The following is a 13493-nucleotide window of genomic DNA, read 5'->3' as shown; positions in this document are numbered from 1 at the left end:
ACTTGCTAAAACAGATGTAAAAATTAGATTTTGCACAGCGAGGAAAAGGGAACCGGCCGCAGAAGAGAGGTAGCACTGTCGAGGCCTGTGGCCGGTTCAAAAGGTTACTGCAACGGCATAAGCCGGTCTTTCGGGAACACTGGGAGGACCGACCGCAGAGAGAGGTGGCAGGGTCGAGGTCTGCGGTCAGTCCAATCTGGGGTTAATTCAGAGTGCGTTCGGCGTCGATGTAGTTGAGGGCGCTGATAACGCTGCTATGCCAGTCGCGGGCCAATTTTTGCTTGCGTCCCTCGGTGGGGATGATGCAATTTTCAAAATCTTTTCCCATCTCTTTGCGAAGTGATTTTGAAGGGTTTGAACTGCGAATCGCCAATACTTCGTGCAAGGGTATTTTCCAAAAAACTAATTTACCATCGGGTTCCTGGGTGACCGCTGTAGATTGATATACCCAGCCGACATGATGAACAAGTTCAATAAGATTGACGTTCTGATCCATCACTATTTCCTTACTTTCGATTTGTTTATTGAATTCGTATTTTTTATCTAAATTCTGAACCCCGACAGGGTCACGGTTCAGTCTGCCCAGCGCGGTACCCGCAATTGCCGATAGCTGGCAGGGAGAGAATCTGTATTGGCTTAGCTGTAGCCCTTGGGGCTCAAAGAGTTCTTGGGTCGGGGCCAGCGACGTTCGTCGCGATTGAGTTCCCAGGCAATCACCACCGGATTACGGGTTCCGTTTTCGTTGTTGTACAAGCCGGAAATGAACACCAATGCTGCAACAACCAGAGAGGCAATATAAAAGAGTGCCAGACCGGCAAGACACAAGCATGCGAATAATACGAGACAACTTCCAACCAATTCCAGGACTTCCATATATACCTCTGTTATTAAACGAGCTATTACCGTGGAATTTATATAACCATACTCTTTTGGGTGAGTCCCATAACCATCAATGAATATTGTTAACTCCCTCCCCACTTTTGATCTAATTGAGGGCTGGATTAAGTTCTCTTACCCTTTGGGGTTAGGAGTCATCATTTTCCTTTAGCCAACTGATGACCCGGTTCAGTTGTTTTGATTAAGGTGAACCCTCTAGGACACTTTGTCCTGAGAGAGAAAATATGGCCCCATAAGGCGCCGGGGTCGAGCTTGATGCCGCCTGAATCATTGAGGGTAGTGAATCATTCTGTCACTCATGGTTGGGATCGGGCGGATGGTATACAGAGTGGCGAAAAAAGTGCGGCGGCAGTCACGTTTTTGTTCCAAAAATGAGCGATTGCGGTGGTGATCGAGTTCACACACTGGCGATGAGCAGGAGTGAGGCAACACCAGAGCGTTCCTGGTGTTGCTGTGACCGCCATCAAAAATGTCAAATGAACCGTGATGGGGGTGGCTGGTTTGTTGCGCAGTGCGCGCGGTAACCTCAGGCCTGCGTATTGCTGGAAAACAGCGGTGGTGGTCGGTGCAGCCGGGCGGCGGATCGCAGTATGGAAGGTTCGGTGGCGGTGAGTTTGGAACAATAACCAGCTAAAAAGTGTCCGCAGCGGACCGTGGGCTGCGGACGGTTAGACTACGCCGTGCGAGGACGGGGCCAGTAGGCGTGCAGGTAACGGATGGCGACGTAGCTTACCAGCAATACGGCCACGGTTAACTCAATGTCCGCCATCTGCCGGAGCAGGCTGCCATCGCCAAGGCCAAACAACTGGAAGTGCTTGGCCGACTCGTACAGCGCGGTGGCACTGACCACCAGCGGAAAGGTAAAGGCCGCATAGCCGGGGCTGAATGGCAGTCGCAACAGGTGCAGCATCGATAGATACACCAGGGTGGTCATGGTCAGCGCGATGCCCAGCAATATCATCACCAGCAGTGGCGATGGCGCAGACTCGATGGTCAGGTAGCCCGCCAGTGTCAGGCTGGCCGGGGCCGCCATGATGGCAAAGGTCGGGCGAGTGTGGTGCTCGTCCCAGGACAGAAAAATCAACCGGTACAGCATGGTTGGCAGCAGTATCGCGTAGCTCACCAGGCCGAGAATGATCAGCGCGTGGGCCAAAGACTCATAGTGGTTGGACGGACAGGTCAGGGCGGCGACGATGATGCCGATGGGCGGCACAAACCAACTGGGGATCATGTGGGACAGATTCCAGTCGCGAATGCGGAAGAACACGAAGGCGCCCAGCAGCAGCAGGTGCAGGCTAACGGCGGTCAGCCACAGGCCGGTCGCGGCGATGGGAAATACCAATGCCAGGGATTTGCTCACCATCATGATGCCCATGGTAAAGGTCGGCATCACACTGCCGACCAGAGGGTCGGCGGATTCTTTCTTCAGTAACCCGGGATGAAACAGGAATTTGCTGACCACCATCAGTAGCAAGATGGCGGCGATGGCCGCGGCACCGGTCTGTAACCACTGATCCCCGCCCAGACGCTGATCCAGGCAGACTCCCAGGCTGGCGATTCCGAGTGCCAGGCCGGCCATGGGGGTCGGCAGGCGTTGCAGGCGATGGACGATGGATTGGGACATAATAGATCTCTGAGTTGCTCTAAATACGGGGCTATTGTCTCCCCTTTGCTAATTTAATAATATCGAACAATATTTCATATCTGTTTAGGTTAACTATATGGCCGAGATCTCATTGAAACAGCTCAAAGCGTTTTGCTCAGTCGCCGCCAGCGGTAACCTGGGGATCAGTGCCGAGCAGCTGTTTTTGACCCGTGGGGCGGTCAGTCAGGCGATCAAAGGGCTGGAGGAGCAGTTGCAAACCGAGCTGTTTGAGCGTCGCCAGCAGCGACTGTACCTCAATCGCCAGGGCCAGTTGCTCAGGCCTTTGGCGCAGCAGATGCTGGCGCAACATCAATCGATACTGGGGCTGTTTGTGTCGGGCGAGTCCATGGGCGAACTGCGGCTGGGGGCCAGCCACACCATCGGTAACTATTTGTTGCCGAATCTGCTGGCGAGCTCGTTGTCACCGCTGCTGAGCCAGGCCAGGATCAGCCTGGGAAACAGCACCCAGCTGCAGCAACAATTGCTGGATTATGAATTGGATCTGGCGCTGGTGGAGTCGGAAAATATCGCCCCCTCCTTGACGCGGTTGCTGTGGCGTCAGGATGAGATGGTGCTGATTGTCCCGCCCAACAGTGATTGGGTGGCCGAGACCATAGATTGGGACGTGCTTTCTCGTCAGCGCTGGGTGCTGCGAGAGCGGCATTCCGGCAGCCGGGAGCAGTTTGACTATCATCTGGCACCGAAGTTGACCACCGCAGCGGCCGTGACCGAGCTGGGCAGCTTGGAGGCGGTAGTGCGCAGTGTCATGGCCGGGGTCGGCGTGTCGTTGGTATCGCGGTTGGCTTGTGAGCAGGCACTTCAACAGGGATGGGTCAGGCAGCAGCCCCTGCCTCAGCCTCTGCATCGCAGGCTATCTCTGGTGTGTCAGCCGGGCAGTGCTGCGCTGCCGGTGGTCAAGGCCACCATTGAGGCCCTGCAATGCCTGACGGATTAGCCGGCCTTGATCACCGGTGGGAACGGCATCGGTGGATCGTGTCGATAGTGGCCACCCACTACCGGCGGAAACGGCATGGCGTCATCGTCGTCGGGATCTGAACCGCCAGGCAGCGGCGGGGGGCGGTTGGGGGTGATGGGCTTGCCCTGTTCATCGACGAACAGCGGCGGCAGCACCGTATCCGGATAGATAGGGTCGCCGTTCTCATCGAGCATGATCGGCGGGAATGGCATGTCCGGGTACACTGGGTTGCCGTTCTCATCCACGATCGGCGGGTAGGGTGGCACCGGAATGATCGGGTCGCCATTGGCATCCAGAGGCAGGCTGCTCAGGGTAGTGTTACCCTGTTCATCAATGGCGTCCGGTGGCAGCAGCCCGGCGGCGTCCCAATAGGCCAGCACCAGGTTGTCGTCCCAGGTGAGCGGGTCGACCCACAGATCCGGGTTGTCTCTCATAAACTGGTGCACGTACTGACGGGCTTCCATCGGGCTGTCAAAGGTGGCCCGGTACATGCAGCCTCCATGGCGGCAGAAATGGAACACCTCTTTAAATCCTGGCGGCGGCTTAACGCCCCAGTTTTGCTCCCAGGGCCCCATCGTCGGGTCTTCAAAGAACATCGACAACTGCTCGTCGACGAAGATCTCCGGGTTGTTGTAGATGAACTCGGCCTGGGCCAGGGTGTATTCGGCAAAAAACACCTCGCCCGCCACGGTTTTGCGCACGTACATCATCTCGCCCACCACCAGCGGCACGTTGTCCAGTTCCATCATCGACATCAGCCGTTCATAGTCGGGATCTCCGGGCTGGATGACGGTGCTGGCGGTTTGGTAGGGGGAGTCCGCTTGTGGGCTGGCGTCGACGGTGTCATTGGCGCCCTGGCGGCGGTAGCCGAAGTGAGGCGGTGAGTCACCCTGTTCGGCAGCGAGCGGAGAGCCCGCATCCACGGTGGCCTTATCCTCAACGGCCGAAGCAATGGCGGCCTGGTGGGCGTGCAATTTGTGCTCGAGTACCGCACTGTGGTGGCTGGCGGTTGCCTCCGAGGTTGGGTTCAGCAGCAGGGCTATGGCTTCGGCGTTTTCTTGGGCACCGGGGGCAGAGGGGATCGCCGACTGAGCCGCGTCCTGATGGTAGACCCACCCGATCGCAGCGCCGGTTAGCACCAATACCAAAGCTCCACGAAAATTCATCGCCTGCCTACTTTCTGAAGAGAGGTCATTCTAACAGACTAGAAAGCGTCAAACACAGCAGAAATCGTTAGTGCGTCTGCCATTGAATTCTTTAATGCTGTCATCCCCACCGAGGTTGTGGACGTTTAGCCGTCCAAATGATAGTGTCGATGGCAATGGTTGTTGCCTGTTGAGGAGAGTTGGCATGAGAGTGGGTTTAGTGGGTTGGCGTGGCATGGTGGGATCGGTATTGGTGCAGCGAATGCAGGAGGAGGGCGACTTTAAACGCATCGAGGCCACCTTTTTCACCACCTCTCAGGCGGGGTTGCCAGCACCGGAGCAGGCCAGCACCAAGGTGTTGGTGGACGCCCATGATTTGGATGCCATCGCCACCATGGATGTGGTGATCTCCTGCCAGGGTTCGTCTTACACCGACGCGGTGTACCCGAAATTGCAACAGTCGGGCTGGAAGGGCTACTGGATCGACGCCGCCTCCAGCCTGCGCATGGATCCCCAGGCCACCATCGTGCTGGATCCGGTCAACCGCAGTGTCATCGATGCGGCCTTGGCCGCGGGCAAGACCACCTTTGTCGGTGGTAACTGCACCGTTTCGCTGATGCTCATGGCCATCGGCGGCTTGCTGGAGGCGGATCTGGTGGAGTGGGTCAGCCCCATGACCTATCAGGCCGCTTCCGGGGGCGGTGCCCGCCACATGCGGGAGTTGCTGGGGCAGATGGGCGCGTTGCACACTGAAGTGGCCGAGCAACTGGCCGACCCCCACTCAGCCATTCTCGACATCGAAAAGGCGGTGACTGCCAAGATGAATTCCGGCGAGTTGGCCACGGATCAGTTTGGGGTGCCTCTGGCCGGAAGCCTGATCCCCTGGATTGACTCGCCGCTGCCTTCTGGTCAGAGCCGCGAAGAGTGGAAAGCCGAGGCCGAGGCCAATAAGATTCTGGCCACCGACAGCCCCATCGCCATCGACGGGCTGTGTGTGCGGGTGGGGGCGTTGCGCTGCCACAGCCAGGCGTTGACCATTAAACTGAAACGGGATCTGCCGCTGGCGGAGATTGAAGCCCTGTTGGCGAAGCACAATGATTGGGTCAAGGTGGTGGACAACACCCCGGAGGCCACCCGGGCAGCGCTGACGCCCACCGCCGTGACCGGCACCCTGGACGTGCCGGTAGGGCGGCTGAGAAAGTTGTCCATGGGGCCGCAGTATCTGTCGGCCTTTACCGTGGGTGACCAGTTGTTGTGGGGGGCCGCCGAGCCACTGCGTCGTATGCTTTCTATACTGGTGGCGCGTCAGGGCTGATCCAGTGCATGTTTTGCCGGATTGTCCTCGCCGCCGGGCAAGCCGGCAGGATATACTGCCGCTTTGATTGTTGGTCCCCGGAGAGCGGATGTTTACCAAGCTGTTAGTCACCCTGTTGGTGATCGTGGTTGCCATGATGAGTATGAAAGGGCGCAAGCCCCAGGAGCGGCCCAGCTTTAAGGCGCCCTCCATGGCCACCAGCTGGTTACGCTTTCTGGCTCCGGCGATTGCGGCGGCGCTGCTGTTGCTGGCGGCGGCCTATTCCGGCTGGCAATGGATGCAGGGGCAACAGGTACTGCAGATAAAAATCACCGATGCCGAGCACCAACAAGTGACCATCTACGAGGTGTACCGCAAAGATCTGGACGGTCGTCGTTTTACCACCCGAGACGGGTTGTGGGTCGAGTTGGGCGCCGGTGAGCGAATGGAAATTTCTCAGCTAAAATAAACACTAACAATTTCGTTCAATCCTTGTATCATCGTTGCGAAAGTTAGGATTGCGGCTGAGGAGAACTTGATGATCACCGCTTATCTGCAACGCGAAGGCGTCTGGGACATGGTTGACCTCAGTCCCGAAGACGGCATTCCCGAACACACCATGTGGATCGATCTGTTCCGTCCCGATGACGATGAACGTCAGTGGTTGTCCCGCTACCTGTATGAAGAAGCCCCGGACGAAGAGGACATCAATGAGATCGAGGCTTCGGCCCGTTTCTACCTCGACAACGATGGCTTACACATCAACTCTTTGTTTCCCCAACGCGTCGGTTCCGAAGTCCGGGCCATCAACGTCTTTTTTCTGATTCAACCCACTCGGCTGTTTACCATTCGCGAAGAGGACGTTGGCCTGATTCGCTTGCTGCGCAACTACCTGCGCCTCGGCCGCATCGAAGCCGACCGGCCTCAGGGTCTGCTGGTGGAGTTGTTCAACCTGAAGGTGGATTACCTGTCGGATCAGCTCGAGGATGTGTACACCGTCCTCGACGAGTTGTCGGAAGAGGTGTTCGACAACGAAAAGCTGGATGAGGTGTTCAAGCAGATCACCCTGCAGGAGGACGGCAACGGCAAAATTCGCCTGTCGCTGCTCGATACCCAGCGGGGGTTAAGGTACATGCAGCGTTATTACCGTCGCCAATTGCAGGAAGATGAGATTAAGGACGTCAAAGAGATGCTGTCCGACATCGAGTCGCTGCTGCCGCACACCCAGTTTCTGTTCGACAAGATCAACTTCCTGCTGGATGCCGCCATGGGTTTCACCAGTTTGCAGCAGAACAAGATCATCAAGATCTTCTCGGTGGCGGCGGTGGTGTTTCTGCCGCCGACCCTGATTGCGTCTATCTACGGCATGAACTTTACCGCCATGCCGGAACTGGCCTGGGAGGTGGGGTATCCGCTGGCGCTGGGGTTGATGTTCAGTAGTGCGGTGGGCACCTACTGGTTCTTTAAGCGTAAAGGCTGGCTGTAACCCCGACGCCTGGGCTACAATGCCCGCCGTTTTTGAGTTGTGGAGAGCACTATGGCACGCGCATCGGCCCGTCATATTCTGGTGAAAACCGAACAGGAAGCCCTGAAACTGAAGCAGATGATCGCCAAAGGGGCGGATTTTGGTCAGTTGGCCAAGAAGCACTCGCTGTGCCCCTCCAAGCGTAAGCAAGGGGACCTGGGGGAGTTTGGCCCCGGGCAGATGGTCAAGGCGTTTGATAACGTGGTGTTCAAAAAGCCGGTGCTGGAGGTGCATGGCCCGGTTAAAACCAAATTTGGTTACCACCTGATTCAGACCCTGTACCGCAGTTAAGCGCTGAATCAGAGAACGCCCGTCCGAGTCGCTCGGGCGGGCGTTTTTTTGTACTTTTTTCGAAGGGGTTTCATTTCTGTGATCCCGGTAGCTGATTTCAGTGTACAGCTGTACGCATAATGTCGAACCTCGTAGTTTGACAGTGAGTTGGTGGAACAATGCAACACGCATGCAGTCAGTGTGGTACTAAGCTGGGCCTGGAGATGATCGTTTGTAGCGGCTGTGGTGCCGGACAGCATATGGACGCCTTTGCCGGTGTCGATCCGGACGTAAAACTGAAAAGCCGTCGCAAGACCGCCTGGCTGAGCCTGTTCCTGGGCGGCTTTGGTGCACACAAATTCTATCTCGGCCAACCCTTCAAGGGCACCGCGTACTTGCTGTTCTGCTGGACCCTGGTGCCGTCGGCACTGGGAGTGATCGAGGCCATCCGCACCTTCAAGATGACCTCGCTGCAGTTTCATTTCCGTCAGCGTCAACTGGCCTGAGCGTCACTGCCGCCGGCATCGATGTCACCGCTGAGGCGAATCTGACCGCTGCCGGGCAGGGTTTCCACCAACTGCCACCCCATCAGTGTGGATGGGGTGTGGTAGCCGCTGTATCCCGGGTTCTGTAATAGGAACTCGGTGACTGCCAGTGCCCCGGTCACGGTGACGTCATAGCCGTTGGCGGTGTCCAGTCGTGCTTCAATCTGCTCGCCCTTATCATTCTGCACTTCGCCCCAGATCACCGTGGTGTGGCGGGCTCGCTGGCGGTCACTTGGGCCGGTCAACGACGCTTCGATGCGGTTTTTAATCAGTGTCTGCACCCAGTTCAGCCCCATCAACCCTCGAACCCAGTTGATCCGTTTTAGCTGTTTGACCTTGCGCGCTGACATCGGAATGTAAACTTCGATGTTGTCGATGGCGGTACTGAACCAGGCGGTGGACAGATCCCCCCAGGGAATGGAGACCGCCAGTTTCGGGGTGTCGGCAAAGGCGATGGTGCGGGTTTTGTGGGCCAGCGGCGTGGCCACCAACTTGCCCTTGTGACGAATCATGCTGCCTTTGGGCAGGGCTTCGGCGGAGGTTTTGGCGGTGCCGCGGGAGAAGCCGCTGCGACTGTCAAACGCCAGCGTCAATCGAGTGGCATCGGGCATCGCCTGCTTGAGGCGGGCGGCGACGCAATCGGTGGGGATCACGTCGAAACCCACGCCCGGGATCAGCACCACATTGGCCGCCTTGGCGTGATCGCTCAGCCGTTGCCCCAGTTCAAATACCGCCACCTCGCCGGTAATGTCCAGATAGTGGCAGCCCTGAGCGATGCAGGCCTGCATCATGGGTTCGGCGGTGGCGGAGAAGGGACCGGCGCAATGCAGCACCAGATCGATGTCCGCCAGATCGCTGTCGCTGATGGCATTCAGATCGAAGCAGCGATAGGGCAGATCCAGCAATTGTGCCAGCGCTTCGATGGCGCTGGGGTTGCGCCCGGCCAGCACCGGTGTCAGGCCCCGCCGTTTGGCCTCTTCGGCAATCAGTTTTCCGGTATAGCCATTGGCACCATAAATCATCCAATTTGATGCAGTCATCTCAGTGTCCTTTCACGGTTTGTTGCAGCACCTGCTTGAAAAACAGGTTCGGTAGCCAGCGTTTTACTCGCCAGGCCTGGCGGGATTTCTTGTGGGGCAGAATCAGGAACTCGCCGGCAATGGCGTGCTCGATCAGGTAGTCGGCCACATCGGCGGCAGACAACTCCGAACGCTGCATCATCTTACCTGCCGGCGCGGCGATGGCTTTGCCCTGAGCATTGAGGGAGTCCAGCAGCGGCGTCTGAAAGAAGGCCGGACAGACGGCGCTGACCTGAATTCCCCGGGGGCGCCACTCAAACCTCAGGGTTTCGCTCAGGCTCAGCAGCGCCGCTTTAGACACGTTGTAGGCGGCCATGTAAGGGGCGTTAGCCACCGCCGCCATGGAGACGATGTTGACCAGGTAGCTGCCTTTGCCCATGTGCGGGCTCACCAGCCGACTGAGGCGAACGCTGGCCATCAGGTTGATGTCGAGGCAGCGCTGCCATTCGCTGTCGGGCAGAGATTCAAAGGCACCGCCGGACGCCACGCCGGCGTTGTTCAGTACCCAGGCAAATTGCGGTTGCTGTTGCTGACATTGAGCGTCCAGTTGGCTCAGGGTATCTCGGTCGGTCAGGTCGCCGGCCAGGGTCAGGTGACTGCCGCCCAGTTGTTGATTCAACTGGGCCAGTGCCGCCGGATCCCGGTCCATTAGCCACAGCCTGGCCCCCCGTTTGGCAAAGGCTTTCGCCAGCTCGGTACCCAGGCCACCACAGGCCCCGGTCAGCAACACATCCATATGTCTGTCTCCGTTAAAAATCGAACGTTCGTTCGTTATTGACGATAAACTAAACACCTTGTAGGGTGAAGGCAAGTCACATTTTAGTCGGATTGCGATGGACCTTTATCTGTTACGCCACGGCCAGGCGATGTTTGGCAGTCAGGATTACGATCGATTGAGCGACCTTGGCCACAGGCAGGCCCATTGCCTGGGGCAGGAGATTGGCAGCTGGCAGCTGGGCCCTGCGGCATTGGTCAGCGGTGACCTGCGCCGCCAGCAACAGACTCTGGAAGGGGTCTGTGAAGGTGCCGGTCTGGTTCAGGGGGCGGCGGTGGACGCTGGCTTCAATGAACTGGAGGTGTCTGAGCTGATCCCCGGTTACTGGCCGGCCGCCTGCCAGCGCCTGGGAATGGCGATGACCCCCAAGGAAGCCAGTACCGACATGCGCTATTTTCTGCCGCTGATGAGTGAGGCTCTGAGGCTGTGGATTGCCGATCACCCCGGGGAAAAGGGCGAGAGCTTTCGTCAGTTTCAACAGCGGATTACCGATGCCATCGCCACCCATGCCTGCGGCTCACGCCCTACGGTGGCGGTGACCAGTGGCGGCGTCATCAGCCTGCTGGCCAGCCAGGCCATGGGCAGTGACGTGACCCACATGGCGGAGCTGATCCATCAGGTCAACAACTGCTCTATCACCCACCTTCGCTACGCCCGCGGTCAATGGCACCTGCAGGCGTTCAATGTAAACGGACACCTGCGACGTCAGCAGATGCTCACCTGGAGATAACGAAAGATGGATTTTTCGGTTACCCCGTCGTTGGCGGCGCACATGGAGGCGGCCAGCCAGTTGGTGCAAGAACAGCTGATTCCACTGGAGCCGCTGCTGCTCAGCCACGATTACCCCAGCCTGATGGAGGAGATTGAGCTGGTTCGTCAGAAGGTGCGAGAGCTGGGGCTGTGGGCCCCGCACCTGCCTCAGTCTGTGGGTGGCATGGGCTTGTCGCTGCTGGCGTTTGCCCAACTGGCGGAGCGCATCGGCTACTCGCCGTTGGGCCACCTGGCTTTTGGCTGCCAGGCGCCGGATGCCGGCAATGCCGAATTGCTGTTGCACGTGGGCAGTGAGGCTCAGCAGGCCCGTTATCTGGCGCCGCTGGCCCGGGGAGAGATTCGCAGCTGCTTTGCCATGACCGAACGCCACCTGGCCGGTTCCAATCCGGTGCTGATGAACAGCGAAGCGGAGTTTGACGGCAGTCATTGGCACCTCAATGCTCATAAATGGTTTACCACCGCCGCCGAAGGGGCCGAGTTTGCCATTGTGATGGCCAAAACCGAGCCGGAGGCGGCCCGGCATCAGCAAGCCAGCATGTTGCTGGTGCCCATGGATAGCCCCGGGGTATCGCGGCTGCGCAACATCTCGGTGATGGGGGCGGAGGGCTACGGTCCATTCAGCCACGCCGAGATGGTGTTTGATGACGTCACCCTGCCGGCGGACGCGGTATTGGGGCGACCGGGGCAGGGGTTTGCCCTGGCCCAGGCCAGGCTGGGGCCGGGACGAATCCACCACTGTATGCGCTGGTTGGGGCTGGCACAGCGGGCCATCGATGAGATGACCCGCTACCTGCATCAGCGGGCCATTACCGCCGACAAGGTGCTGGGGCAGCAGCCGTTGGCGCAGGCGATGCTGTCGGAGTCGGTGGCCAGCCTGCAGGCGGCGCGTTGGTTTGTCCTGCACACCGCCTGGCAGGTGGATAACGGCGATTTTGGCCAGGCCAAGGCCGCCATCTCGATGATTAAGTTTCACACCGCCAACATGCTGCAACAGGTGGTGGACAATGCGGTGCAGATGCATGGCGGCCTCGGAATCACCGATGACACCATCCTGGCCTTTATCTATCGCGAGGAGCGGGCGGCTCGAATCTACGACGGCCCGGACGAGGTGCACAAGCTGTCGGCGGCCAAGCAGTTGCTCAAGGCGGCCCAATGAGCCAGATGGCCCGTTCGCTGGCCGAGTTCCAGCAGTTGATTGGCTGGAACCCGCAGCGAATGTGGCACGATTTTCATCGGCAGTGTTTGCCGCAGCTCAGTCAGAAAAACCCCAGCCGGACCGAATCACGACTGGCGACCATCGTGGAGGCGACCTTCACCCTGGCCAATCGTCAGGGGTTTCACGCCATGTCGCTGCGGCAGCTTAGCGACGCCAGTGGCATGAGCCTCGGGGGCCTCTATGGTTACTTTGCCAGTAAGGATCAACTGGCCGCCTCCATTCATCAGTTCATTCGCTATCAGTTTGAGCAGGTGTTGCTGCCGCTGATCGATGCTCTGCCAGAGCCTCAGCGACTGGACGCCATCTGCCGCTATCACCTGTATTTGAGTGAGTTGATGCAGCCGTGGTTTTTCTTTGCCTACATGGAAGCCCGTCATCAGCAGTCAGACCTGCGTAAGCAGGCCATTGCCCTCAGTGAGCGGGTGGATGTGGAGCTGCTGCTGGCCCTGAATGCCCATGGTGAGGTGCAGGAGCCGATCATTGCCGTGGGGCTGCTAAAACACCTGTTGCAGGGTTGGTACCTGCGCCGCGCCCATTTTCAGAAAACCGGTGTCGATGTGGACGCGTACACCGACTATCTGCTTGCCCGAATTACCCTGTTTTGTCACGGAGAGACAACCAATGACCGCACCCTCGCTGCCCTTTGATACCGAGGCTCTGAGCCGTTACCTAAGCGCCAGCCACCCACAACTGGGGCCTCTGGTGTCCGTTACCCCTTTTGACGGCGGGGCCTCCAACCTGACCTTTAAGCTGGTCTGCGATCAGCAGTCTCTGGTGCTGCGCATGCCTCCGCCGGGCACCAAGGCCGCCAGCGCCCATGACATGGGCCGGGAGGTGCGGATGCTGCGCGCCATTGGGCCGCAGTTCAGTAAAGTCCCGACGGTCTTGGGCTACTGCGAAGACCCTGTGATTCTTGGGCAGCCGTTTTACTTAATGAGTTATGAGGCTGGCACCATTTTGAGGAAGAATCTGCCTAAGGAACTGGGGTTGTCCAGAGTGCAGGCCGGCGAGTTATGCCGTTCCATGGTCGATACCTTGGTGGCACTGCACCGCATCGATACCTCCAGTGAATCGATGGCGTCGTTGGGGCGGCCACAGGGGTACGTAAACCGCCAAGTTGAGGGCTGGAGCCGGCGTTATCGCAATGCCGTCACTCCGGGCGCACGCAGCGGCCGACGGGTGATGCAGTGGCTGGCAGACAATCAGCCTGAGGACAGCTTACGACCGGCGCTGATCCACAACGATTTTAAGTTCGATAATCTGGTACTGAGCCCCGGCGATCCCACAGAGATTATTTCGGTGCTGGACTGGGAGATGGCGACCCTGGGGGATCCGCTGATGGATCTCGGCTGCGC

General features: G+C 58.5%; 15 protein-coding genes and 1 pseudogene. 10 read left to right on the top strand and 6 right to left on the bottom strand.

Going from position 1 to position 13493, the window contains the following annotated elements:
- Positions 1-202: 202 nt before the first annotated feature.
- The 3 genes from J8Z22_RS13940 to J8Z22_RS13930 all read right to left on the bottom strand — a co-directional run bounded on the left by J8Z22_RS13940 (position 203) and on the right by J8Z22_RS13930 (position 2521).
- Positions 203-496, bottom strand: coding sequence for a hypothetical protein (locus J8Z22_RS13940; RefSeq protein WP_156896913.1), 294 nt, complete (start codon positions 494-496; stop codon positions 203-205).
- Between the two features lie 140 nt (positions 497-636).
- On the bottom strand, positions 637-873 hold the full coding sequence (locus J8Z22_RS13935; protein ID WP_028111660.1) for a hypothetical protein: 237 nt from the start codon (positions 871-873) through the stop codon (positions 637-639).
- Between the two features lie 697 nt (positions 874-1570).
- On the bottom strand, positions 1571-2521 hold the full coding sequence (locus J8Z22_RS13930) for a TDT family transporter (RefSeq protein ID WP_252006841.1): 951 nt from the start codon (positions 2519-2521) through the stop codon (positions 1571-1573).
- A gap of 97 nt (positions 2522-2618) precedes the next feature.
- On the opposite strand from J8Z22_RS13930, the gene J8Z22_RS13925 reads away from it, so the two are divergent.
- Positions 2619-3497, top strand: a complete 879-nt coding sequence (locus J8Z22_RS13925) for a LysR substrate-binding domain-containing protein (RefSeq protein ID WP_252006840.1) — start codon at positions 2619-2621, stop codon at positions 3495-3497.
- Here the strand turns inward: J8Z22_RS13925 and J8Z22_RS13920 are convergent.
- Positions 3494-4684, bottom strand: a complete 1191-nt coding sequence (locus J8Z22_RS13920; protein ID WP_252006839.1) for a hypothetical protein — start codon at positions 4682-4684, stop codon at positions 3494-3496. The genes J8Z22_RS13925 and J8Z22_RS13920 overlap by 4 nt on opposite strands.
- 184 nt (positions 4685-4868) lie before the next feature.
- Here J8Z22_RS13920 and asd point away from each other — a divergent pair, with 184 nt between their 5' ends.
- From asd to J8Z22_RS13895, 5 genes are all read left to right on the top strand, one after another.
- Positions 4869-5978 carry an aspartate-semialdehyde dehydrogenase gene (gene asd / locus J8Z22_RS13915; RefSeq protein ID WP_252006838.1) on the top strand — a complete coding sequence of 370 codons (1110 nt, stop codon included), beginning with the start codon at positions 4869-4871 and terminating at the stop codon, positions 5976-5978.
- An 88-nt stretch (positions 5979-6066) separates the two neighbouring features.
- Positions 6067-6426 carry a hypothetical protein gene (locus tag J8Z22_RS13910; protein ID WP_028111670.1) on the top strand — a complete coding sequence of 120 codons (360 nt, stop codon included), beginning with the start codon at positions 6067-6069 and terminating at the stop codon, positions 6424-6426.
- Between the two features lie 69 nt (positions 6427-6495).
- Positions 6496-7443, top strand: coding sequence for a magnesium/cobalt transporter CorA (gene corA, locus J8Z22_RS13905; protein WP_252006837.1), 948 nt, complete (start codon positions 6496-6498; stop codon positions 7441-7443).
- A gap of 51 nt (positions 7444-7494) precedes the next feature.
- Positions 7495-7773 (top strand): peptidylprolyl isomerase, encoded by a 279-nt coding sequence (locus tag J8Z22_RS13900; protein ID WP_028111672.1) that lies wholly within the window; start codon positions 7495-7497, stop codon positions 7771-7773.
- Positions 7774-7931: 158 nt separating this feature from the next.
- Entirely contained in the window at positions 7932-8258 is a 327-nt protein-coding gene (locus J8Z22_RS13895) for a TM2 domain-containing protein (protein ID WP_252006836.1), read from the top strand.
- On the opposite strand, the gene J8Z22_RS13890 is transcribed toward J8Z22_RS13895, so the two are convergent.
- On the bottom strand, positions 8246-9337 hold the full coding sequence (locus J8Z22_RS13890) for a trans-acting enoyl reductase family protein (protein ID WP_252006835.1): 1092 nt from the start codon (positions 9335-9337) through the stop codon (positions 8246-8248). The two genes, J8Z22_RS13895 and J8Z22_RS13890, sit on opposite strands and share 13 nt — an antisense overlap.
- Position 9338: 1 nt before the next feature.
- On the bottom strand, positions 9339-10112 hold the full coding sequence (locus J8Z22_RS13885; protein ID WP_252006834.1) for an SDR family NAD(P)-dependent oxidoreductase: 774 nt from the start codon (positions 10110-10112) through the stop codon (positions 9339-9341).
- A gap of 97 nt (positions 10113-10209) precedes the next feature.
- Between J8Z22_RS13885 and J8Z22_RS13880 the strand changes: the two genes are divergently transcribed.
- From J8Z22_RS13880 to J8Z22_RS13865, 4 genes and pseudogenes are all read left to right on the top strand, one after another.
- A complete protein-coding gene (locus J8Z22_RS13880) occupies positions 10210-10881 on the top strand; it encodes a histidine phosphatase family protein (RefSeq protein WP_252006833.1) in 672 nt (223 codons plus the stop codon).
- Between the two features lie 6 nt (positions 10882-10887).
- Positions 10888-12078: an acyl-CoA dehydrogenase family protein gene (locus J8Z22_RS13875; RefSeq protein WP_252006832.1), complete on the top strand. Its 1191-nt coding sequence runs from the start codon at positions 10888-10890 to the stop codon at positions 12076-12078.
- Entirely contained in the window at positions 12075-12785 is a 711-nt protein-coding gene (locus J8Z22_RS13870) for a TetR/AcrR family transcriptional regulator (RefSeq protein WP_051252327.1), read from the top strand. Before J8Z22_RS13875 ends, J8Z22_RS13870 begins: the two co-directional genes overlap by 4 nt.
- Positions 12694-13476, top strand: a pseudogene (locus J8Z22_RS13865) (phosphotransferase family protein); the annotation flags it as partial. The gene J8Z22_RS13870 and the pseudogene J8Z22_RS13865, both read left to right, overlap by 92 nt.
- Positions 13477-13493 lie beyond the last annotated feature (17 nt).

The organism is Ferrimonas sp. SCSIO 43195 (assembly GCF_023716685.1).
GTDB classification, from domain to species: domain Bacteria; phylum Pseudomonadota; class Gammaproteobacteria; order Enterobacterales; family Shewanellaceae; genus Ferrimonas; species Ferrimonas kyonanensis.
The sequence above is the reverse complement of the archived record's forward strand: the minus strand, read 5'-3'. Positions and strand labels throughout refer to the sequence as shown.

Coding starts and splice junctions, on each gene's coding strand:
- J8Z22_RS13895 (WP_252006836.1), top strand. CDS start 7,932: ATGCAACACGCATGCAGTCAGTGTGGTACTAAGCTGGGCCTGGAGATG.
- J8Z22_RS13885 (WP_252006834.1), bottom strand. CDS start 10,112: ATGGATGTGTTGCTGACCGGGGCCTGTGGTGGCCTGGGTACCGAGCTG.
- J8Z22_RS13940 (WP_156896913.1), bottom strand. CDS start 496: ATGGATCAGAACGTCAATCTTATTGAACTTGTTCATCATGTCGGCTGG.
- J8Z22_RS13875 (WP_252006832.1), top strand. CDS start 10,888: ATGGATTTTTCGGTTACCCCGTCGTTGGCGGCGCACATGGAGGCGGCC.
- asd (WP_252006838.1), top strand. CDS start 4,869: ATGAGAGTGGGTTTAGTGGGTTGGCGTGGCATGGTGGGATCGGTATTG.
- corA (WP_252006837.1), top strand. CDS start 6,496: ATGATCACCGCTTATCTGCAACGCGAAGGCGTCTGGGACATGGTTGAC.
- J8Z22_RS13900 (WP_028111672.1), top strand. CDS start 7,495: ATGGCACGCGCATCGGCCCGTCATATTCTGGTGAAAACCGAACAGGAA.
- J8Z22_RS13930 (WP_252006841.1), bottom strand. CDS start 2,521: ATGTCCCAATCCATCGTCCATCGCCTGCAACGCCTGCCGACCCCCATG.
- J8Z22_RS13880 (WP_252006833.1), top strand. CDS start 10,210: ATGGACCTTTATCTGTTACGCCACGGCCAGGCGATGTTTGGCAGTCAG.
- J8Z22_RS13920 (WP_252006839.1), bottom strand. CDS start 4,684: ATGAATTTTCGTGGAGCTTTGGTATTGGTGCTAACCGGCGCTGCGATC.
- J8Z22_RS13870 (WP_051252327.1), top strand. CDS start 12,075: ATGAGCCAGATGGCCCGTTCGCTGGCCGAGTTCCAGCAGTTGATTGGC.
- J8Z22_RS13935 (WP_028111660.1), bottom strand. CDS start 873: ATGGAAGTCCTGGAATTGGTTGGAAGTTGTCTCGTATTATTCGCATGC.
- J8Z22_RS13910 (WP_028111670.1), top strand. CDS start 6,067: ATGTTTACCAAGCTGTTAGTCACCCTGTTGGTGATCGTGGTTGCCATG.
- J8Z22_RS13925 (WP_252006840.1), top strand. CDS start 2,619: ATGGCCGAGATCTCATTGAAACAGCTCAAAGCGTTTTGCTCAGTCGCC.
- J8Z22_RS13890 (WP_252006835.1), bottom strand. CDS start 9,337: ATGACTGCATCAAATTGGATGATTTATGGTGCCAATGGCTATACCGGA.